Source organism: Stenotrophomonas sp. PvP093 (assembly GCF_017876915.1).
Taxonomy (GTDB): Bacteria; Pseudomonadota; Gammaproteobacteria; order Xanthomonadales; family Xanthomonadaceae; genus Stenotrophomonas; species Stenotrophomonas muris.
Window position 1 is genome coordinate 2,254,624 of the sequence record NZ_JAGIOX010000004.1, and the last position, 19,974, is coordinate 2,274,597.

Here is a 19,974-nt window from a genome sequence, read left to right on the forward strand (position 1 = left end):
CGGGCTGAGCCCGCCTGCCGCGCCGCCGGGCCGATCCGGCGGCGCGTGCTTCCTTCCCCGATCTTCCCCCGCACCACCGCAACGGGCCAGCGCCAGGCCAGGGGGCCGGCTGGCCGGAGAGAGCCCATGAACCATTCCAACGTGCTGCCGCTGGCAGCGCTGTCGGTCGCGCTCGGCCTGCTGTTGGCCAGTGGCCATGCCGACGCACAGTCCACGTCGTCGCTGCCCGCGCCGCTGAGCCAGGCCGAGCTGTCACGCCTGGTGCAGCAGCAGGCACTGCAGATCCAGCAACTGGAAGCACGCCTCCGCGCCGTCGAAGGCGGGCAGGGCAGTGAGGGGGCACCGTCAACGCCGCCCGCGCCTGCGCTGGAAACGCGGGTGGCCGCACTGGAAACCAGCCAGTCCAGGCTGCCGAAGGTCTCCTGGGCCAAGGGTGCACCGGAGTTCAGCAGTGCCGACGGCACGACGGTGTTCCGCCCACGTGGCCGCCTGTTCGTCGATGCCTCCAGCACCGACGGTTCGGCGGTCGCCGGCCGCAACGTTTCGGGTACCGAGGTCCGTTCGGTGCGCCTGGGGGCCGAGGGGCGCTACGGCACCCTGGGCTGGGTCGTGGAGGGCGACTTCGCCGACAACGCGGTGGCGTGGAAGTCGGTCTACGCCACGCTGGACCACACGCTGTTCGGCCTGCCGGCCGATCTCACGATCGGCAACCGCTTGAACGATCGCGGTATCGATGGCTCAAGCAGCACCTCCAACACGCCGTTCCAGGAACGCAACGTGGTCGGCACGCTGCTGCTGCCGCAGCGCGGCCTGTTTGGTGTCGGGCTCACCGAGCGGGTGTATGGAAGGGGCTGGCATGCCAGCCTGTCGGTGGCCGGCAACGACCTCAACAACGCCGGCACCGACAACGACAGCCAGACCTGGGCCACCCGCGTCCACTGGAATCCGCTGGACACCGCCGACGCCACGGTGCATCTGGGCGCATGGGCCTTCCACGAGAAGATTCCCGCCGGGGCCAGCGGCGTGGTGCGCAGTTCGGCCATCGCGGGGCATTTCAACGATCTGGTCAGGATCACACCGGGCACGCTGGTGGGCGCCGAGCGCAGCACCGCCTACGGCGCGGAACTGGCCGGCTTCTTCGGCCCGGCGTGGGCAACCGGCGAGTGGGGTACGCGAAGCCTGCGCGGGGCCGATGCCAGCGGGCGCTATGATCGCGACCACGAAGCGTGGGCGATCTCGGCCGGCTGGTTCCTGGCGGGCGCGCTGCCGTCCTACTCGGGCAAGGCCGGCACGTGGGGCAAGGTGAAGGTGGCCGATCCGGTGACGCGCGGCGGCAGCGGTGCGTGGGAGCTGAAGGGCCGCTATGAGGACGTGGACTATGCCGAACTGCCCAGTGGTGGTACCGGTCACGCGTGGACACTGGGCGCGAACTGGTACCTCAACGATTTCAGCCGGGTGATGTTCGAAGCCGTGCGTTGGCAGACCCGCCACCGCAGCGGCAGTGCTGCGGGCAGGGATGAAGGCACCACCTTCAATACCCGTCTGCAGCTGGTCTTCTAGCGCCGGGCCGCCGCCTGCATTCTGGTCACAGCAGCAACAACGCAGCGATGAGTGCAGGCGGCATCACCAGCGCGCCGACGCGCAGGAAGCCGAGCGCGCTGACATGCTCGCCCTCGCGGCGCAGCGCCACCAGCCACAGCATCGTGGCCAGCGAGCCGGTCACCGACAGGTTCGGGCCCAGGTCCACGCCGATCAGCAGTGCGGCACGGGTCTGTGCGGGCAGTTCAGCCATCTGGCCCAGCGAACCGGCGGCCAGGCCGACCGGCAGGTTGTTGGCTACGTTGCTCAGCAGTGCAGCGGCGCCACCGGCCAGCCAGCTGGCCTGGTGGGGAGAAGCCTGCGCCATGGCCTGCAGCGCGCTTGCCGCAGTCTGGATGACGCCGGTCTGCGCCACCGCCTCCACCAGCACGAACAGACCGGCCACCAGCGGCAGCACGCCCCAGGCGACATGCCGCAGCAGCGGCAGCGGGCTATGGCGCTGGCGTATCACCACGACCGCCACGCTCAGCGCGCCGGCGCAGAACGTGGCCAGGCCCAGCGGTCCGTTCAGCGCGGACGTCACCAGCAGTACGCTGCCGGTGAACAGCACGCCCAATGCACTCAGTCGGCCACCCTCGGTCAGCGGGCGATGTTCCGGTGCGGCGACCAGCGGCTGCGCGATTTCGCGCCGGTGTACCCAGCGCAGCACCAGGTAGGTGGCACCGATCGCCGCCGCCGACGGCAGCGCGAACTGCGCCAGCCACTGCAGCAGTGGCGGCATGTGCTGGCCGTACACCACCAGGTTGGCCGGGTTGGAGATGGGCAGCACGAAGCTGGCCGCATTGGCAATGAAGGCGCAGACGAACAGGTAGGGCAGGGGATTGGCGCGCGCCGCCTTGCAGGCCGCGTAGACCGCCGGTGTCAGCACCACGGCCGTTGCATCGTTGGACAGGAACACCGTCACCAGCGTGCCGACCAGGAACACCAGGTCGAACAGGCGTCGCCCCGATCCGCCCGCATGCCGCACCGCGTACAACGCCAGCCAATCGAACAGGCCTTCGCGCCGCGCCAGTTCGGCCAGCACCATCATGCCGACCAGGAACAGGTAGACGTCGCGGCCTTCGACTACCGCGCCCCATGCGGTCTGCAGCGATACCGCGCCCAGCAGCGGCAACAGGGCGGCAGCACCCAGCGCCCACACATACTCGGGGATGCGGAAGGGACGGAACAGCAGGCCGATGGTGGCAACGGCGACCGCTGCCCAGATCACGAGGGGGGAATGGGGGGCGAGCATGGAGTGGGGGCTTCAGCGGCACCGGCAGCGACCCCGGCGCAGGTGCTCCTGGCGCACGCGATCAGCGGATGGGCGGCCGCTGCAATCATCGCAGGTTCCGGGATCGCCGCATCATACCGTGCGCACTGGCATGGCGACTGCTGGGGGGCCGGGCGCGTTGGTGACGAACCCGGCGTCCGGTGCGGATGGGCAATCAAGCGCGGCGTGACTTCAGGCACTGCAGCGTGACTACATATGTAGTCACACTGGGCGCACACTCACTGGAAGAGAACGCAATGCCAACGTCCTGCTGGTTGTCCTGCGCCCTGGCCCTCGTGATCGGCATCGCGGGGCCCACCCATGCGACGCCGCGTGCCGACGCCCTCGCCACGATCGAGCGCAACGCGCGTGCTTCGCATTCCGATGCGGTGCTCGTGATGCATGACCGGGACACGCTGCTTGAGCTGAAGCCCGCCCCAGCGCAGGAATCCGTGCACCTGATGTCGGCAACCAAGTCCGTCGTCGCGCTGGGCATTGCGTTGCTGCTGGACGAAGGCAAGCTGGCTTCGATCGACGTACCGGTCAGCCAGATCTATCCGGAATGGAAACAGGGCAGGAAGAGCCGCATCACCGTGCGCATGCTGCTGGACCACACCTCCGGCCTGCAGAACGAGGCCAACGCGGGCGCCGAACTGGAAGGGGCCCCGGACCTGGTCAAACTGGCACTGGCAGCCGAGCTGAGTGACGACCCGGGCGCCGTGTTTTCCTACAACAACAAGGCCACCAACCTGCTGCCCGGCATTGTCGAGCGCCTGGCGGGCGAGCCGCTGGATGCCTACCTGGATGCGCGCCTGTTCAAGCCGCTGGGCATTGCCCACCACACCTGGATGAAGGATGAGGCAGGCACTCCGCTGGGAATGGCGGGCCTGTCCCTGCGTGCCGCCGATCTTGCCGCCATCGGGCAACTGTTGCTGGATGGAGGCGTGGCGCCGGATGGCAAACGACTGTTGAGTGAACGGTCAGTGGCATTGATCACTGCTGAAAGTGCCCGTTCGCCTGACGTGGGCCTGTTGTGGTGGCGGATACCAGCGTGGGAACGCTATCAGCTCAACCCCCGGCTGGATGACCTGCTGGCCGGGCACGGCGTTGACGATGACGTGCGCCGCGCCGTGCAGGCCAGCGCGGGGCGCACATTCGACAGCCGGGGGCAGTTGATCGCATTCCTCACCGAACGGTTGGGCGCAGACGGGCCGCAGCGTTACGCCAGCCAGATCACCGCGCGCGGCCTGAAGCTCGCCGATCTCTACGACATCACACGGGGACCGGTCGTCGGCTTTGCCGCCAACGGCTACCTGGGCCAATACCTGATGATCGTTCCGGAACAACGCGTCGTCGCAGTGCGCCTGATCCATCGGCGCGAGAGCCACCGCGCCCCACAGGACGACTACGCGTCCTTCTTCGCCGATGTCCTGCAATTGGCGCGGGCACTGCAGTAGGTGCTGCCATCATCATGTCCACGCGCTCTGAACAACTTCCTGGAGCCTTCTTCACTGTCGTGCCGCCTAAGGTGGGATGACCCCTTGGCCGCCGGGATACTGAAGCATGTTTGATTACCAGGACTGGACCTTCCACGCCAATGGGCGCACGGTGGTGGCGCGCGTGGCGCTGGACGGCGACGGGGGCGGCACCATCAACCGATACCAGCTGATGCCCGGGCCGGCGCAGTCGGGGCTGTGCATCAAGGTCGCCTCCCAGGACGAGGCCGCGCAGAAACTGGAGGTCGAAGTGATGAAGCTGCTGGGACCGGAGTGGTAGCCCCTGCGTAGCACCACGGTGAGCGGCTCATCTGCTCCGTCCACGATCACGGCGTTGGCCGCGAAAACGGCGGAGCCGGACGGAACGAGTACGGCGAGCCGACTGCGGCGACGATGCGCTGGAGAGCGTTCACGGTGCGTTCCTTTCTGGATGACCCGCAGGCGCGGGCATCTTTCCTGCGGCGGGTGAGCGGTGACCGGATGCAGCAGCAGCCCGGTCATCAGTAGCGGGGTGATTCCAGCGCCGCTACGCGCGCTGCCGATTTGCTGCGCTGCATGGTGACAAGCGCGAACCCGGGTGATTACTCTCCGCTGCAACGCGATGGTAGCGCTACCAGTCGGACGGGGATCCAGGGTCCAAGGGGCTGCCTTCTTTGCCGCGTGTTTGTCCTGGCAGGCTTGAAAAGCAAGTGTAAGTCGCGGCGTGCTCCAGCAGCCGTGCTGTTCGGTTTGGAATGCGGGCCACGCCCGTGCGTGCCCCTGGGAGGGGGCGGTACATCCATTCGATCGTATGTCAGAGGGGACTTTCATGAGCACTTGCAGTTTCCGTGGCACCCCGGGCCCGAGGTCCGGTTCATGAGCCGCGCGTTGGCGAAGTTCCGGTCCCGGGCCATGTTCACCTTCGTGGGTGGCGCCCTGGTCATCAATCCTGCGTTTGCGCAGGACGCAGCAACGGCAACCGGGCAGCAGCCGCAGAGCCAGTCGCAGCCCACCCAGCTCGATGCAGTGCAGGTCACGGGCATACGCAACAGCCTGAGCCAGGCCATGGACATCAAGCGCGACTCGGCGGGCGTGGTCGATGCGATCAGCGCCGAGGACATCGGCAAGTTCCCCGATACCAATCTTGCCGAGTCGTTGCAGCGCATCACCGGCATCTCCATCGAGCGCCGTGACGGCGAGGGCGCGCAGGTGACCGCGCGTGGCTTTGGTCCGCAGTTCAACATGGTCACGCTCAATGGTCGCCAGATGCCCGGCGCCGATGCATTCGGTGCCTCCGGGCAGGTGGCCATCGGCGGTGTCGACGGCGGCACTCGCGCCTTCAATTTCGCGCAGCTGGCCGCCGAGGCCATCAATGGCATCGAGGTCTACAAGACCAGCCAGGCACAGGTGCCCAGCGGTGGCATCGGCGCGACGATCAACATCCTGACCTCGCGCCCGCTCGACCACGCCGGCATCGTGGCCAATGCCGGGGCAAAGCTGGTCTCCGACCAGAGCCAGCCGTTCGACAACGACCTGACGCCGGAGCTGTCGGGCATCTTCAGTTACAGCAATCCGGAAAAGACCTTTGGCGTCAGCCTCAGCGCGAGCCAGCAGAAGCGCAAGGGCGGCTCGGTGCAGGCCACGGAGAACTACTGGAACGTGCAGCCCTGGACGGGGTCGATGCCGGGCAACCCGACCGTGGTGAACGCCCCGGCCGTCGGCCAGCTCTATGCGCGGCCCAACGACCTGCGCTACGCGTTCTCCGAATTCGAGCGCGAGCGAGTCAATGGGCAGGCCGTGCTGCAGTTCGCACCGACGGACAGCCTGACCCTGACGATGGATTACACCTACTCGACCAACGAGATCACCGAGAATCGTGGCGAGCAGGGCATGTGGCTGCAGAACAGCAACTACACCAATGTCCAGTTCGACACCTCCGGTGCGGTCGCCACCCCGGTCTACATCCGCGAGATCGCCGGCACCAAGGACTTCGGGCTGGAACAGCAGCGCAGCATGCAGGAGTACAAGCTGGGCTCGCTGGGCTTCAACGCGGTGTGGAATGTCAGCGACCGTTTCAAGCTCAGCTTCGATGCGCACAATTCGAAGAATGAAAGCCGCCCCAATGACCCACTGACCGGCGGCGGCTCCATCTTCATGAGCATTGCCGGCACCAACAACTGCACCCGTGGCCCGCATTGCGGTGGCTCCTGGGTACAGGAGTTGAACTTCAACAATGGCCTGCCGGTCGGCACCCAGGTCTGGTATCCCAGTACTGCCGATGCGATCGCCGGGACCAATGGCGTGGTCAATCCGGGCTTCCAGGAAGGCGAGATCGGCACCCAGGTGCTGCGCGTCAACGCGCAGACCCAGATCAGCAAGATCAAGCAGGCGCGTGTCGACGGCGAATGGAACTTCGACCACGGCCGCTTCCAGTTCGGCGTGGATACGAACAAGTCCACCACCCACCGCATCCAGGCCGCCGAGGCCTATTCGACACTGGGCGACTGGGGCGTGGCCAACGTGGACCGGGATACCGCCGCCGGCCTGATGGACCTGCTGCAGCCGGTCAGCATCGTCGGCCTGTTCGATGACTACAGTGCCAACAGCTGGCCGGCCTGGCGCGGCAATGCCGGGCAGCTCGCGCAATGGGCGTCGCGCGAGTACGGCGTCGGCCTGGGCGTGGACCCGCAACGCGCTGCCGACAACTTCGTGGAAGAGAAGACCAAGGCGGCGTACTTCCAGGTGGAGCTGGACGGGGAGCTGGGCGGCATGCGCACCAATACCCGCCTGGGCGTGCGCTATGAAACCACCGACGTGGTGTCGACCTCGGTCATTGCCGTTCCCGAGTCCATCGAGTGGCAGGCCAACAACGATTTCCGCATCGTGCTGTCCGATGAGCAGCAGCCCTTCACCGAGAAGGCGCGGTACAGCTACATCCTGCCCAACCTTGATTTCAGCATCGACCTCACCGAGGAACTGAAGGGCCGCGTTTCGTTCGGCAAGAGCATCGCCCGCGCGCCGTACGGCAACCTGTATGCAGGGCCCGGTGCCCAGCAGCCGTTCGGCTCGGTGCTGATCGATCCCTCGTCGCGCGCCAGCGGCAATTCGCAGAACCCGAGCCTGAAGCCGCTGGAATCGGACAACCTCGACCTGGGGCTGGAGTGGTACTTCGCCGACGCCAGCTATGTGTCATTGACCTACTGGAACAAGTCGGTCAGCAACTTCATCGGCAACACGGTCGTCCAGGAGAGCCTGTACGGCCTCACCGACCCGACCTCCGGGCCGGATGCGCGGGCGGCGTTGGACTTCCTGACCAGCGGCGCCTGCGTGGCCCAGGTCGGGCCGGCCAATGCGGCCGCCTGCTCAGCCAACGACACCTCGCTGTTCACCGCACTGGCGCTGCTGCGCAACAATCCAGCTGGCCTGGGCGCCTACAACGGCACCGATGCGCAGGTACTGGCCACCGAAGCGGCCTACGATCTGTATGGGCAGGCCAACGACCCGCTTTACCAGTTCAACGTCAATCGCCCGATCAACCAGAACAAGTCCAAGCTGCATGGCTGGGAACTGGGCGGCCAGTACTTCTTCGGTGACACCGGCTTCGGCGTGCTGGCCAACTACACCGTGGTCAAAGGTGATGTCGGCTACAACAATGGCGGCGATCCGGGTATCGACCAGTTCTCGCTCACCGGCCTGAGCGACACTGCCAACGCCATGCTGATGTACGAGAAGTACGGGTGGTCGGTGCGCCTGGCATGGAACTGGCGCGACCAGTACCTGATCCTGGCCAACCAGGGTTCCAGCCGCAATCCGTACTACGTGGAGCCGTACGAGCAGTGGGATCTCAGCGTCAACTACGCGCTGGATGACCACTGGTCCTTCAGCCTGGAGGCGATCAACCTGACCGGCGAGGATGTGCGGTGGCGCTCGCGCACCTCGCAGATGATCGTCAAGCTGGCCGACCAGAGCCCGCGCTACATGCTGGGCGTCCGCTACAAGTTCTGAGCCTGGTTGCCGATGCGCCCGGCACGGCACCGCTGTCCGCGGCGGTGCCGCCCGGGGCCGAGTCGCCGCACCTGTCGCGCGCCTGCGCTACCCTGCTGGCCAGCCACCCCGCACTGGACTGGATACCTCGATGGCCCGCTATGAAATGCTCAACAACATCGCGCATCGGGACCTGAGGGTCGCCACCGGATTCGGGCCGCAGTTCGGCGATGCGGTGGGCATGGTGCCGGCCTATCCCAGCGAATTCGCCGAACTGCAGCGCGAGTATCCGATCTTCCTGCGCCGGGAGGCCGGGACCGGGGCGTGGCAGTCCGTGGCCCTGCTGGGTTTCGAGCAGCACGAGAACCTGTACCTGCAGGACGGACGCTGGAATGCCTCCTACCTGCCCGGCGCGGCCGCAAAAGGGCCGTTCCTGATCGGCTTCCAGGAGCACTACGTGGACGGCCTGCTCACCCAGGACGCGGTGATGCACGTCGACCTGGACCATCCGCGTGTCACCTCCGGCGCCGGTGAGCCGGTGTTCCTGCCGCAGGGTGGAAACACGCCTTACCTGGACCACATCGCCGGCGTGCTGCGCGGCATCCACGAGGGCAGTGCCTTCGCGGCCAGTATGTTCACGATGCTCGACGACTGTGGCCTCATCCAGCCGGTCACGCTTGATGTGCAGCTCGCGCCGCATCACCGCGTGGGCGTGAGCGGATTGCACGGCATCGACCGCGAGCGCCTGGCGGCGCTGGACAGTTCACGCCTGGCTGCGTTGAACCGCGCCGGTTACCTGGAAGGTGCGTACCTGATGCTTGCCTCGCTGCATAACATGCGCCGCCTGATCGCCGAGAAGCAGCGCCGTCTCCGCGTCCAGGACGGCAACGCGCAGGCGGTCAGGAACTGACCGGTGCAAGCCCGCCTGCCGATACGGATCCTGGAAGGCATCGATCCTGCTGCCTTGCCATTGGCCGCCCTGGTGGAGGCCGGTGAGCCGGTCGTACTGCGCGGCATCGCCAGCGGTTGGCCACTGGTCCAGGCCGGACTGGGCGGCGTGCGTGACGCGATGGCGTACCTGTGCAGCGTCGATGCGGGTGCGCCCATCCAGTACTCGTTCGGCGGCGCCGAGATCGCGGGCCGCCCGTTCTACAGCGCGGACTTCACCCGGCTGAACTTCGAAGTGCGGCGCGGTGTACTCGCCCAGGTGCTGGAAGAGATCGCCGCGACGCTGCATGCGCCGCGGCCGCCAACCTATTACGTGGCCTCGCTGCCGATCACGCGGGCACTGCTGCCGGCATTCGCGCAGGCCAACGATGCCGGGCTGGCGAAGCAGGGCATCGACGCCACCGCCAGCATCTGGATCGGCAACCGGGTGACGGCCTCGTGCCATTTCGACACACCCGACAACCTCGCCTTCTGCGCGGTGGGGCAGCGCGAGTTCACGCTGTTCCCGCCCGCCCAGGTCGACAACCTCTATCCGGGCCCGCTCGAACCCACGCCGGGGGGGCAGGTAGTGAGCGTGGTGGACTTCGAGCGCCCCGACTTCGAGCGGCATCCACGCTTCCGCGAGGCGCTGGCGCATGCACGCAGGGCGGTACTTGGGCCCGGCGATGCGATCTTCATTCCCAGCATGTGGTGGCACCATGTACGCAGCCTGGAACCGTTCAACGTGCTGGTGAACTACTGGTGGCGAAGCTCGCCGGCCTGGCTGGGGTCGCCGCTGGCGGCGATGCAGCACGCGATGTGGTCCGTGCGCGACCTGCCAGCGCGTGAGAAGCAGGCCTGGGAAGGGCTCTTCCGCTACTACGTATTCGGCCCCGGCGAGCGCGCCGGTCAGCACCTGCCTGAGACGGCGCGCGGGGATCTGGCACCGTTCGACGAGCAGCGCGCCCGCCGCATGCGCGCGATGCTGCTGGGCAGGCTCAACCGTTGAGAGAGGGCACCGTGTTGGATACCCAGAGCACGCCTGCAGGGCGCATCCGCAAGGTGGTCATTGCCGGTGGCGGTACGGCGGGATGGCTGGCCGGCTGCGCGCTGGCGCATCAGTTCCGTGACCAGCTGCAGATCACGCTGGTCGAGTCCGAGCAGATCGGCACGGTCGGCGTCGGTGAGTCCACCGTGCCGCCGATCCGCACCTTCCATCGCTTCCTGCAGATTGACGAGCAGGAGTTCCTGCGCGCGGTGGCCGGCACCTTCAAGCTGTCGATCTCGTTCGAGAACTGGCGCCTGCCGGGGGATCGCTTCTTCCATCCGTTCGGCACCATCGGCCACGGCACCTGGGCGGCACCCTTCCATCACTTCTGGCTGGACAGCCTGCGCCGCGGCATGCCCTCGGAGCTGGGCGACTTCAGCCTGGAGAGCATCGCATCGCATGGCGACCGCTTCTCGCTGCACACCCAGCCGCAGGCCAGCTATGCGTATCATTTCGATGCCAGCCTGTATGCGCGGTTCCTGCGCCGCAGGGCTGAGGCCCACGGCCTGCGCCGGATCGAAGGCAGGATCGCCCAGGTCAGGCAGCACGCGCACGACGGTTCGGTGCAGGCGCTGGTACTGGACGACGGCCAGGTGATCGAGGGTGACCTGTTCATCGACTGCACCGGCTTCCGTGGCCTGCTGATCGAGCAGACGCTGGGCACCGGCTACGAGGACTGGCACGAATGGCTGCCGTGCGACCGCGCCGTGGCGGTGCAGACCGAAGCGGTGGCGCCGCCGGTGCCCTATACCCGGGCGATCGCCCACGAAGCGGGGTGGCGCTGGCACATCGCGCTGCAGCACCGCGTTGGCTGCGGGCTGGTGTATGACAGCCGCCACCTGTCCGATGACGAGGCCGCAGCGAAGCTGCTGCGCGATGCCGGGGCTCCACCTTTGCGCGATCCATGGAAGGTGCCGTTCCGCAGCGGGCGCCGGCTGAAGGCCTGGAACAGGAACGTGGTGTCGCTCGGGCTGGCCAGCGGCTTCATCGAACCGCTGGAGTCGACCAGCATCCATCTGACGATCAGCGCGGTAGTGCGCCTGATCCAGCTGTTCCCGTTCGACGGCATCAGTGCGTCGCTGGTGAAGCTGTACAACGATGTCAGCCGCCAGGAAATGGAGCACGTGCGCGACTTCATCATCCTGCACTACCACGCAACCCAGCGCCCCGAACCGATGTGGAAGGCGTGTCGCGAAATGCGCGTGCCCGAATCGCTGCAGCAGCGGCTGAGCGCGTGGCGCGAGCGTGCACATGCGTGGCAGGACCCCGGCGAGGTTTTCCGCGTGGAATCCTGGACCAGCGTGCTGCTCGGGCAGGGCATCGCGCCGGGTCCCGCCCACCCGCTGGCGCGGGCCGTGAGCGACGCCGATCTGCGCACCCTGTTGAAGGGCATCCAACAGCCCGTGCAGCAGGCTGCCGCGCAGATGCCGGCGCAGGCGGAGTTCATCGCGCAGTACTGCAGGTCCGGCGTGGACGTGTGGCGTTCGACGGCAGCAAGCGCGTAGCAGGGTTTTGCGTTGCAGCACGCTTTTTCCGCTGCAGCTGGTTACAGTGCGGCAACACCGCTGGCGATGACGCGCGCGGTGGCAACGAGGGGGCCGGACACCACGCCCCCTTTTTGAGTCCACGGAATGTTAGCGCTACCTTTTTTGATCGGAGGCGGTTTCGATGGGTCTGGTTGCAGGGATCGATGCAGGGACGCAGAGCCTGAAGGTGCTGGTCTATGACCCGCGGACGCAGGTGGTGGTGGCCTCGGCCAGCGTGCCGCTCGCGCTGGACAGCGGTGCCGACGGCAGCCGTGAACAGGCGCCTGCCGGCTGGGTGTCGGCCCTGCGCGACTGCTTTGCCAGGATCGACCCCTCGCTGCGCGCTCGCATCGTCGCACTGGCGGTATCGGGGCAGCAGCATGGGTTCGTGCCGGTTGATGATGCCGGCGAGGTGCTGGCGCCGGCCAAGCTGTGGTGCGACACCAGCACCTCGGCCGAATGCATCCAGATCATGGACGCCGTGGGCGGGTTCCAACGGACCATCGCGCTGGCGGGCAACCCGATCCTGGCCGGCTACACAGCGTCCAAGCTGCCCTGGACCCGGATCCGCCGTGCCGACGCCTATGCGCGGCTGGCGACCATCCTGCTGCCACACGACTACCTGAATTTCGTGTTGACCGGACAGCGGTTCTGCGAGCTTGGCGATGCGTCCGGAACCGGCTGGCTGGACGTGCGCACACGCACCTGGTCGCAGGAACTGCTGCGCGCCACCGATCCTGATCGTGATCTTGCCGCCTGCCTGCCGCCGATCGCAGCACCCGATGCCCTGTTCGATATCGCGCCGAAGGCAGCGGCCGAGTTGGGGCTGCCGGCGGCCGTGAAGATTGCCGTTGGTGGCGGCGACAACATGATGGCGGCAATCGGCACCGGCTGCGTCACGGAAGGGCGGCTGGCGATGAGCCTGGGAACCTCCGGAACGCTGTTTGCGTATTCCGGCTCGCCAATGATCGATCCGGACGGCGCGTGGGCGGCGTTCTGCTCGTCCACCGGTGGCTGGCTGCCGCTGATCTGCACCATGAACTGCACCGTAGCCACCGAACGCGTGGCCAGCGCCTTCGGTTTCAGCACCCGCGACGGCGATGCGCACCTCCACGCGACGCCGCCGGGCGCAGGGGGGCTGGTGATGCTGCCGTTCCTCAATGGCGAACGTACCCCCGACCTGCCGCTCGGCAAGGGCGTGCTGGCAGGCCTGGACATCGCCAATTTCACCCCGGCGCACCTCTACCGCGCCGCCATGGAGGGCGCGACCTACAGCCTGAAGTACGGCTACGACGCCTTCGTCCGCGCGGGCATGCAGTTCGATCGCATCGTGCTCACCGGCGGTGGCAGCAACAGCGCGGCCTGGCGTCAGCTGGTGGCTGATGTGTTCGGCCTGCCGGTGGACGTCCCGGTCCAGGCCGAAGGCGCGGCGTTTGGTGCGGCACTGCAGGCGCTGTGGGCGCTCGCCCGGGCGCAGGGAGACGCCGCCTCGATCAGCGACATCACCGCGCGCCACGTCACCGTCGATCCGGCGCTGTCTGCACGGCCGGATCCGGCCCGCAGCGATGCCTATGCACGGGCCTACGCACGCTTCCTCAGTCATCTCGATGCCATCACGCCGCTGCAGCGCGGCTGATGGCTCCTCCACGACACCCCGTACAACGACAGGAGCACGCACCATGAGCACGCAGCCCTTCATCGGCGCCAAGGAATACTTCCCCGGCGTCGGCCGCATTCCGTTCGAGGGCAAGGGCTCGGACAATGCGCTTGCCTTCAAGGTCTACGATGCGAACCGGGTCATCGGTGGCAAGACCATGCAGGAGCATCTGCGCTTCGCCGTGTGCTACTGGCACACCTTCTGCAATGCCGGGCACGATCCGTTCGGCCCGGGTACCCGGCAGTTCCCGTGGGAGGCAGCCTCGCCACTGGCCACGGCCGAAGCGAAGGTGGACGCGGCGTTCGAGTTCTTCACCAAGCTGGGCGTGCCGTACTGGTGCTTCCACGATATCGACCTGGCGCCGGATGCCGACGACATCGGCCAGTACCAGAAGAACCTCTCGCACATGGTGGCCCTGGCCAAGGCGCGCCAGGAGGCCACCGGCGTCAAGCTGCTGTGGGGCACGGCCAACCTGTTCTCGCACCCGCGTTACATGAACGGCGCATCGACCAACCCCGACTTCGCGGTGGTCGCGCGCGCAGCGGTGCAGGTCAAGGCCGCGCTGGAGGCCACGGTCGAACTCGGCGGCGAGCACTACGTTTTCTGGGGCGGACGCGAAGGTTATGCGTCGTTGGCCAATACCCAGATGAAGCGCGAGATCGAACATTTCGCGCGCTTCCTCACCATGGCCCGCGACTACGGCCGCAGCATCGGCCTGAAGGGCAACTTCCTGATCGAGCCCAAGCCGATGGAGCCGATGAAGCACCAGTACGACTTCGACAGTGCCACGGTGGTGGGCTTCCTGAAGGAGCATGGGCTGGACAAGGACTTCAAGCTCAACATCGAAGCCAACCACGCCACGTTGTCCGGGCACACCTTCGAGCACGACCTGCAGGTTGCGTCCGACCATGGCCTGCTCGGCAGCATCGATGCCAACCGCGGCAACGCGCAGAACGGCTGGGACACCGACCAGTTCCCCAGCGATCTGTACGACACGGTGGGTGCGATGCTGGTCGTGCTGCGCCAGGGCGGGCTGGAGGGCGGGTTGAACTTCGATGCCAAAGTGCGCCGTGAGTCGACCGACCTTGAGGATCTGTTCATTGCCCATATCGGCGGCATGGATGCGTTCGCACGCGGGCTGGAGGTTGCCCATGCACTGCTGACCGAGTCGCCCTGGGAGCAATGGCGCAAGGAGCGCTACGCGAGTTTCGACAGCGGCGCCGGCCAGGAGTTCGAGCGTGGCGCGCTCAGCCTGCCGGACCTGGCGGGCCTGGCCGCCCGCCTCGGCGAACCGCACCAGGCCAGCGGCAAGCAGGAGCGTTACGAAAACCTGCTCAACCAGTACCTGCTGCGCTGAGCGCGGCAACGGTGCACGCAAGGGGACGGGAATGAACCAGGCAGCAGGCAGCGGTGAGAACACCCGGCTGATCGTACTGATCAGCGTGGTAGCGACGATTGGCGGTTTTCTGTTCGGCTTCGACAGCGGCGTGATCAACGGCACCCAGGACGGCCTGCACCAGGCGTTCCGGTCCGGTGAATGGATGCAGGGGTTCGAGATCGCGTCGATGCTGCTGGGCTGTGCGGTGGGCGCGTTCAGTGCCGGCCGCCTGGCCGACCGCCTCGGCCGTCGCAACGTGCTGATCCTGTCGGCGGTGATGTTCCTGCTGTCGGCACTCGGTGCCGGGGCGGCGGCCTCGTCGGGCTGGTTCATTGCGGCGCGGGTGGTGGGTGGGTTCGCGGTAGGCGCGGCGAGCGTGATCTCGCCGGCCTACATTGCCGAGGTCGCTCCGGCCCGCTATCGCGGCCGCCTGGCCACGGTGCAGCAGATCGCGATCATCACCGGGCTCACCGCTGCCTTCCTGTCCAACTACCTGCTGGCGGCCGCAGCGGGCGCGTCGACCGAGCCGCTGTGGGCCGGGCAGGCTGCCTGGCGCTGGATGTTCTGGATGCAGGCCGCGCCATCGCTGGTGTTCCTGCTGCTGTTGCTGACCATTCCTGAGAGCCCGCGCTACCTGGTGGTGAAGCGGCGCAAGGACGACGCGCTGCGCGTGCTCACCCGGCTGCTCGGCAACGACAAGGCCCGCGCCACGCTCGAAGAGATCGATGCCTCGCTGTCCAACGACCACCATCGCCCGCGCCTGTCCGATCTGAAGAGCCTGGCGACCGGGCGGATCCGCCCGATTGTGTGGGTCGGCGTCGGGCTGGCCTGCTTCCAGCAGCTGGTCGGCATCAACGTGGTGTTCTACTACGGCGCCGTGCTGTGGCAGGCGGTCGGCTTTTCCGAAAACGACGCGCTGCTGATCAACGTGCTGTCCGGCGCGCTGAGCATCGGCGCCTGCGTGGTCACGGTGCTGCTGATCGACCGGATCGGCCGCAAGCCCCTGCTGTGGTTCGGCTCGGCCGGGATGTCGCTGTCGCTTGCACTGGTGGTGGTCGCGTTTGCAAGTGGTTCACTGGCCGACGGGCATCTGCAGCTACCCGGGCGCATGGGCACGCTGGCGCTGGTGGCGGCCAATGCCTATGTCGTGTTCTTCAACCTGTCGTGGGGGCCGGTGATGTGGGTGATGCTGGGCGAGATGTTTCCGAACCAGATCCGCGGTTCGGCACTGGCGGTCGCCGGCGCAGCGCAATGGACCTCCAACTTCGTGGTCACGGTGACGTTCCCGATGCTGCTGGCCGCGGCCGGGCTGGCGGCCACCTACGGCATCTACCTGGTGGCGGCGATCATCTCGGTGATTTTCGTGGTCCGGCATGTGCACGAGACCAAGGGCAAGGAACTGGAGCAGATGGAAGGATGAGCGCCATGACATCGCAGACCTCCGTATCCCGCAGCGGCGTGCTGGTCGCCGTGCTGACGCTGGCGTTGCTGGGCTGCCACGGCCAGGACCGGCCCGCCGCCACTGCGGGAGCCGCCAGCGACCCGTGGCCGCAGGTCACCTGGCCACTGGCCGCGGATCCTGCTCTGGAGAAGCGGATCACCGACCTGATGGCCGGCATGACGGTGGAGGAAAAGGTCGGCCAGCTCGTGCAGGGCGACATTGCCAGCCTCACCCCCGATGACGTGCGGCGCTACCGCCTTGGTTCGATCCTGGCCGGTGGCAATTCCGACCCCGGTGGCCGCTACGATGCGTCGCCAGCCGAGTGGCTGGCGCTGGCAGACGCCTTCTACGACGCGTCCATGGACACGTCGAAAGGCGGCAAGGCCATCCCGCTGCTGTTCGGCATCGATGCCGTGCATGGGCAGAGCAACATCATTGGCGCCACGTTGTTCCCGCACAACATCGGGCTGGGCGCCACACGCAATCCGGAGCTGCTGCGGCAGATCGGTGGCATCACCGCGCTGGAAACCCGCGTCACCGGCATGGAGTGGACGTTCGCGCCGACCGTTGCGGTACCCCAGGATGATCGCTGGGGCCGCAGCTACGAGGGCTACTCGGAATCGCCCGAGGTGGTGGCCAGCTATGCCGGCGCCATGGTGGAGGGATTGCAGGGCAGGGTGGGAACACCGGAGTTCCTCGATGGCCGCCATGTGATCGCCTCGGTGAAGCACTTTCTCGGTGATGGCGGCACCACCGACGGCAAGGACCAGGGCGACACCCGCATCAGTGAGCCGGACCTGGTACGCATCCACGCCGCCGGATACCCGCCGGCCATCGCCGCCGGCGCGCAGACCGCGATGGCATCGTTCAACAGCGTCAACGGTGAAAAGATGCACGGGCACCGGCACTACCTCACCGATGTGCTCAAGGGACGCATGAACTTCGGTGGCTTCGTGGTGGGCGACTGGAATGGTCATGGCCAGGTCAAGGGCTGCACCACCACGGACTGCCCGGCCACGATCAACGCGGGCCTGGACATGGCGATGGCCTCGGACAGCTGGAAAGGCTTCTACGAGACGACGCTGGCTGCGGTGAAGGACGGCCGGATAACGCCGCAGCGCCTGGACGATGCGGTGCGCCGGATACTGCGGGTCAAGTTCCGCCTGGGGTTGTTCGAGGCCGGCAGGCCGTCCACGCGGGCCGTTGGCGGCCAGTTCGCACTGATCGGCGCGCCGGCACATCGCGCGGTGGCCCGGCAGGCCGTGCGCGAATCGCTGGTCCTGCTGAAGAACCAGAACGGCGTCCTGCCGCTGTCGCCGAAGCAGCGGATCCTCGTGGCCGGCGACGGTGCCAACGATGTCGGCAAGCAGGCCGGGGGCTGGACGCTCAACTGGCAGGGCACCGGCACCACCCGCAAGGACTTCCCCAATGCGGACTCCATCTATGAGGGCATCGCGCACCAGGCCAGGGCGGCCGGTGGTGAAGCCGTGCTTGCCGTTGACGGTCGCTATGCAGTGAAACCCGACGTGGCGGTGGTGGTGTTTGGCGAAGACCCCTATGCCGAGTTCCAGGGAGACCGGCCGACGCTGGCCTACAAGCCCGGCAACGAAACGGATCTGGCGCTGCTCAAGCGGCTCAAGGCCGATGGCATACCGGTCGTCGCGGTCTTCCTGAGCGGGCGGCCGCTCTGGGTGAACCGGGAAATCAATGCCGCCGATGCCTTCGTGGCCGCGTGGCTGCCGGGCTCGGAAGGCGCCGGCATTGCCGATGTACTGCTGCGCGGAAGCGATGGCCGGGTGCAGCACGATTTCAAGGGCAAGCTCAGTTTCAGCTGGCCGCGCACCGCCACCCAGTACGCCAACAACGTCGGCCAGAAGGACTACGATCCGTTGTTTGCGTTCGGCTTCGGCCTGACCTACGCCGACAACGGCGACCTGGCCGCGCTGCCGGAGGCATCGGGTGTGACCGGCAACGAGGGTGCGACCGGCGTGTTCTTCGCGCGCGGTGATGCAGGCCCCGGCATGGCGCTGCGCCTTGAGCAGGCCGCAGGCCAGGGCCTGACCGTGACCCGCGTGCCGGACGCATTGCCCGATGATCGGCTGAAGATCACCGGCGTGGATCATCTGGCGCAGGAGGATGGGCGCCGCCTGGCCTGGTCGGGCAAGGGCGAGGCCGTTGCTGCACTGCACTCGCACACGGCGCTGGACCTGCAGCGCGAATCCAACGGTGACCTGATGCTGCTGACCACGCTGCGCGTGGACGCTGCGCCGGAGGGTGAGGCATGGCTGTCGGTCGGTTGCGGCGTGGGCTGCTCGGCACGCATCGCCATCGGGCCGTCGCTGGCGGCGCTTCCACAAGGCCAGTGGAAGCGCGTTGGCGTGCCGCTGAAGTGCCTGGCCAAGGCGGGTGCAAAGCTGGACGCGATCGACCGACCGTGGTCGGTGGTGACGGCCGATGCGATGACGATCTCCGTGTCACGCGTCGCGCTGGGCGCACTGAACGAAGCCGAGGTCGCCCTTGGATGCGGCGCATGATTGCTGCCGGCCTGACCGGCACCCTGCCGCCTACTGCGCAGGCGCAGGCATGAGGGCGGGGCCTTCGCTACCGGCGCGTGGGCGGTGCGGCTACCGAACCGCGTGCGATCAGCCGATGCGGCATCACATGTTCGCGCAGCACCGTTGCGTCCCCCGCAGGCCGGCGGATGGTGCGCAGCAGGATGTCGATGGCCGCGTTGGCCATCGAGGCGATGGGCTGGTGGATCGTGGTCAGTTCCGGCCACACGGTGGTGGCGGCCGAGGTGTCATCGAAACCCACCACCGACAGGTCGCGTGGCACTTCCAGCCCGCGCCGATGCGCCACGGAGATGGCGGCGGCGCCCATGTCGTCGTTGCTGGCGAAAATCGCGGTCGGTGGCCGGCGCTGGGACAGCAGCTTCTCGGCCGCGGCCAGGCCGGACCGGTAGGTGTAGTCACCGTGCTGGACCAGGCCGGGCTCCACCGCCAGCCCGGCCTCGCGCAGGGCGGTGACGAAGCCGTCGTAGCGGAGCGCACTTGCGCTCAGGTCATCGCGCCCACGGATGAAACCGATGCGGGTGTGTCCCTGCCGGAGCAGGTGATCGGTCATTTCCCTGCCCGCACTGAAATCGTCGATGCGGACGCAGGACAGGGCCTCGCTCAGGCGACCCGATGCGATGGCCACCACCGGAATGCCAGCCTTGACCAGTTCGCTTACGGCGGCCTGCGATTCGCACAGCGGCGGCGGCAGGATCACCCCGTCGACGCGTCCGGCGAGCGCACGCGCCGCCCTGCGTTCGGATTCGGCATCCAGGTTGTCCCAGTAGTCGATGACCAGCTGGATGGCGGAACTGGAGGCAACGCGCAGCAGGCCCACCAGCAGTTCGCGCAGGTAGGCGCCGCTGGGGTTGGTGTAGATCAGCGCAATGCGCGTGTGCTGTGCAGCGGCCAGCGAACTGGCGGCAAGATTGGGCGTATAGCCCAGCTCACGCACGGCGCGCAGCACGCGCTCGCGGGTGACGTCGCGCACCTTGCCCTGGTTGATTACCCGCGACACGGTCATCGGCGAAACGCCGGCAAGGGCCGCAACCTCGTCGATCGTCACGCCTGCGGTTCTGCGGCGAACCGATTTCTTCGGCTTGTCCAATGCACGATCCCTTTGTTCTTGGTGGCG

At 67.3% G+C, this 19,974-nt stretch carries 13 protein-coding genes; 11 read left to right on the forward strand and 2 right to left on the reverse strand.

What is annotated here, in order from left to right:
- The first annotated feature begins 126 nt into the window (after positions 1-126).
- On the forward strand, positions 127-1,560 hold the full coding sequence (locus J3A72_RS12975) for a porin (protein WP_075076934.1): 1,434 nt from the start codon (positions 127-129) through the stop codon (positions 1,558-1,560).
- Between the two features lie 25 nt (positions 1,561-1,585).
- On the opposite strand, the gene J3A72_RS12980 is transcribed toward J3A72_RS12975, so the two are convergent.
- Entirely contained in the window at positions 1,586-2,833 is a 1,248-nt protein-coding gene (locus J3A72_RS12980; RefSeq protein WP_075076933.1) for an arsenic transporter, read from the reverse strand.
- A gap of 275 nt (positions 2,834-3,108) precedes the next feature.
- Here J3A72_RS12980 and J3A72_RS12985 point away from each other — a divergent pair, with 275 nt between their 5' ends.
- From J3A72_RS12985 to J3A72_RS13030, 10 genes are all read left to right on the forward strand, one after another.
- Entirely contained in the window at positions 3,109-4,308 is a 1,200-nt protein-coding gene (locus J3A72_RS12985; protein WP_230374603.1) for a serine hydrolase domain-containing protein, read from the forward strand.
- Between the two features lie 106 nt (positions 4,309-4,414).
- Positions 4,415-4,627, forward strand: coding sequence for a hypothetical protein (locus J3A72_RS12990; RefSeq protein WP_032957243.1), 213 nt, complete (start codon positions 4,415-4,417; stop codon positions 4,625-4,627).
- A gap of 575 nt (positions 4,628-5,202) precedes the next feature.
- Positions 5,203-8,331 carry a TonB-dependent receptor gene (locus J3A72_RS12995; protein WP_014647213.1) on the forward strand — a complete coding sequence of 1,043 codons (3,129 nt, stop codon included), beginning with the start codon at positions 5,203-5,205 and terminating at the stop codon, positions 8,329-8,331.
- Positions 8,332-8,461: 130 nt separating this feature from the next.
- Positions 8,462-9,220 carry a SapC family protein gene (locus J3A72_RS13000; protein ID WP_075076931.1) on the forward strand — a complete coding sequence of 253 codons (759 nt, stop codon included), beginning with the start codon at positions 8,462-8,464 and terminating at the stop codon, positions 9,218-9,220.
- Positions 9,221-9,223: 3 nt separating this feature from the next.
- Entirely contained in the window at positions 9,224-10,246 is a 1,023-nt protein-coding gene (locus tag J3A72_RS13005) for a cupin-like domain-containing protein (RefSeq protein ID WP_075076930.1), read from the forward strand.
- An 11-nt stretch (positions 10,247-10,257) separates the two neighbouring features.
- Complete coding sequence (locus J3A72_RS13010) at positions 10,258-11,790, forward strand: tryptophan halogenase family protein (RefSeq protein WP_075076929.1); 1,533 nt, start codon at positions 10,258-10,260, stop codon at positions 11,788-11,790.
- A gap of 163 nt (positions 11,791-11,953) precedes the next feature.
- Positions 11,954-13,447 (forward strand): xylulokinase, encoded by a 1,494-nt coding sequence (gene xylB / locus J3A72_RS13015; protein ID WP_075076928.1) that lies wholly within the window; start codon positions 11,954-11,956, stop codon positions 13,445-13,447.
- 43 nt (positions 13,448-13,490) lie between these two features.
- The gene (gene xylA / locus J3A72_RS13020) at positions 13,491-14,825 is read left to right on the forward strand and encodes a xylose isomerase (RefSeq protein WP_075076927.1); all 1,335 of its coding nucleotides are present in this window, start codon (positions 13,491-13,493) and stop codon (positions 14,823-14,825) included.
- A 31-nt stretch (positions 14,826-14,856) separates the two neighbouring features.
- Positions 14,857-16,266 carry a sugar porter family MFS transporter gene (locus tag J3A72_RS13025; RefSeq protein ID WP_075076926.1) on the forward strand — a complete coding sequence of 470 codons (1,410 nt, stop codon included), beginning with the start codon at positions 14,857-14,859 and terminating at the stop codon, positions 16,264-16,266.
- Positions 16,263-18,821 carry an exo 1,3/1,4-beta-D-glucan glucohydrolase gene (locus J3A72_RS13030; protein WP_140222832.1) on the forward strand — a complete coding sequence of 853 codons (2,559 nt, stop codon included), beginning with the start codon at positions 16,263-16,265 and terminating at the stop codon, positions 18,819-18,821. Before J3A72_RS13025 ends, J3A72_RS13030 begins: the two co-directional genes overlap by 4 nt.
- A 67-nt stretch (positions 18,822-18,888) precedes the next feature.
- Here the strand turns inward: J3A72_RS13030 and J3A72_RS13035 are convergent, their stop codons facing one another.
- Positions 18,889-19,947: a LacI family DNA-binding transcriptional regulator gene (locus tag J3A72_RS13035; protein ID WP_014647205.1), complete on the reverse strand. Its 1,059-nt coding sequence runs from the start codon at positions 19,945-19,947 to the stop codon at positions 18,889-18,891.
- Between the last annotated feature and the right edge of the window lie 27 nt (positions 19,948-19,974).

What these genes read in the sequence shown, in the direction of transcription:
- J3A72_RS12985 (WP_230374603.1), top strand. Translation starts at nt 3,109, where the DNA reads ATGCCAACGTCCTGCTGGTTGTCCTGCGCCCTGGCCCTCGTGATCGGC.
- J3A72_RS12995 (WP_014647213.1), top strand. Translation starts at nt 5,203, where the DNA reads ATGAGCCGCGCGTTGGCGAAGTTCCGGTCCCGGGCCATGTTCACCTTC.
- xylA (WP_075076927.1), top strand. Translation starts at nt 13,491, where the DNA reads ATGAGCACGCAGCCCTTCATCGGCGCCAAGGAATACTTCCCCGGCGTC.
- J3A72_RS12990 (WP_032957243.1), top strand. Translation starts at nt 4,415, where the DNA reads ATGTTTGATTACCAGGACTGGACCTTCCACGCCAATGGGCGCACGGTG.
- J3A72_RS13030 (WP_140222832.1), top strand. Translation starts at nt 16,263, where the DNA reads ATGAGCGCCATGACATCGCAGACCTCCGTATCCCGCAGCGGCGTGCTG.
- J3A72_RS13000 (WP_075076931.1), top strand. Translation starts at nt 8,462, where the DNA reads ATGGCCCGCTATGAAATGCTCAACAACATCGCGCATCGGGACCTGAGG.
- J3A72_RS12980 (WP_075076933.1), bottom strand. Translation starts at nt 2,833, where the DNA reads ATGCTCGCCCCCCATTCCCCCCTCGTGATCTGGGCAGCGGTCGCCGTT.
- J3A72_RS13025 (WP_075076926.1), top strand. Translation starts at nt 14,857, where the DNA reads ATGAACCAGGCAGCAGGCAGCGGTGAGAACACCCGGCTGATCGTACTG.
- xylB (WP_075076928.1), top strand. Translation starts at nt 11,954, where the DNA reads ATGGGTCTGGTTGCAGGGATCGATGCAGGGACGCAGAGCCTGAAGGTG.
- J3A72_RS12975 (WP_075076934.1), top strand. Translation starts at nt 127, where the DNA reads ATGAACCATTCCAACGTGCTGCCGCTGGCAGCGCTGTCGGTCGCGCTC.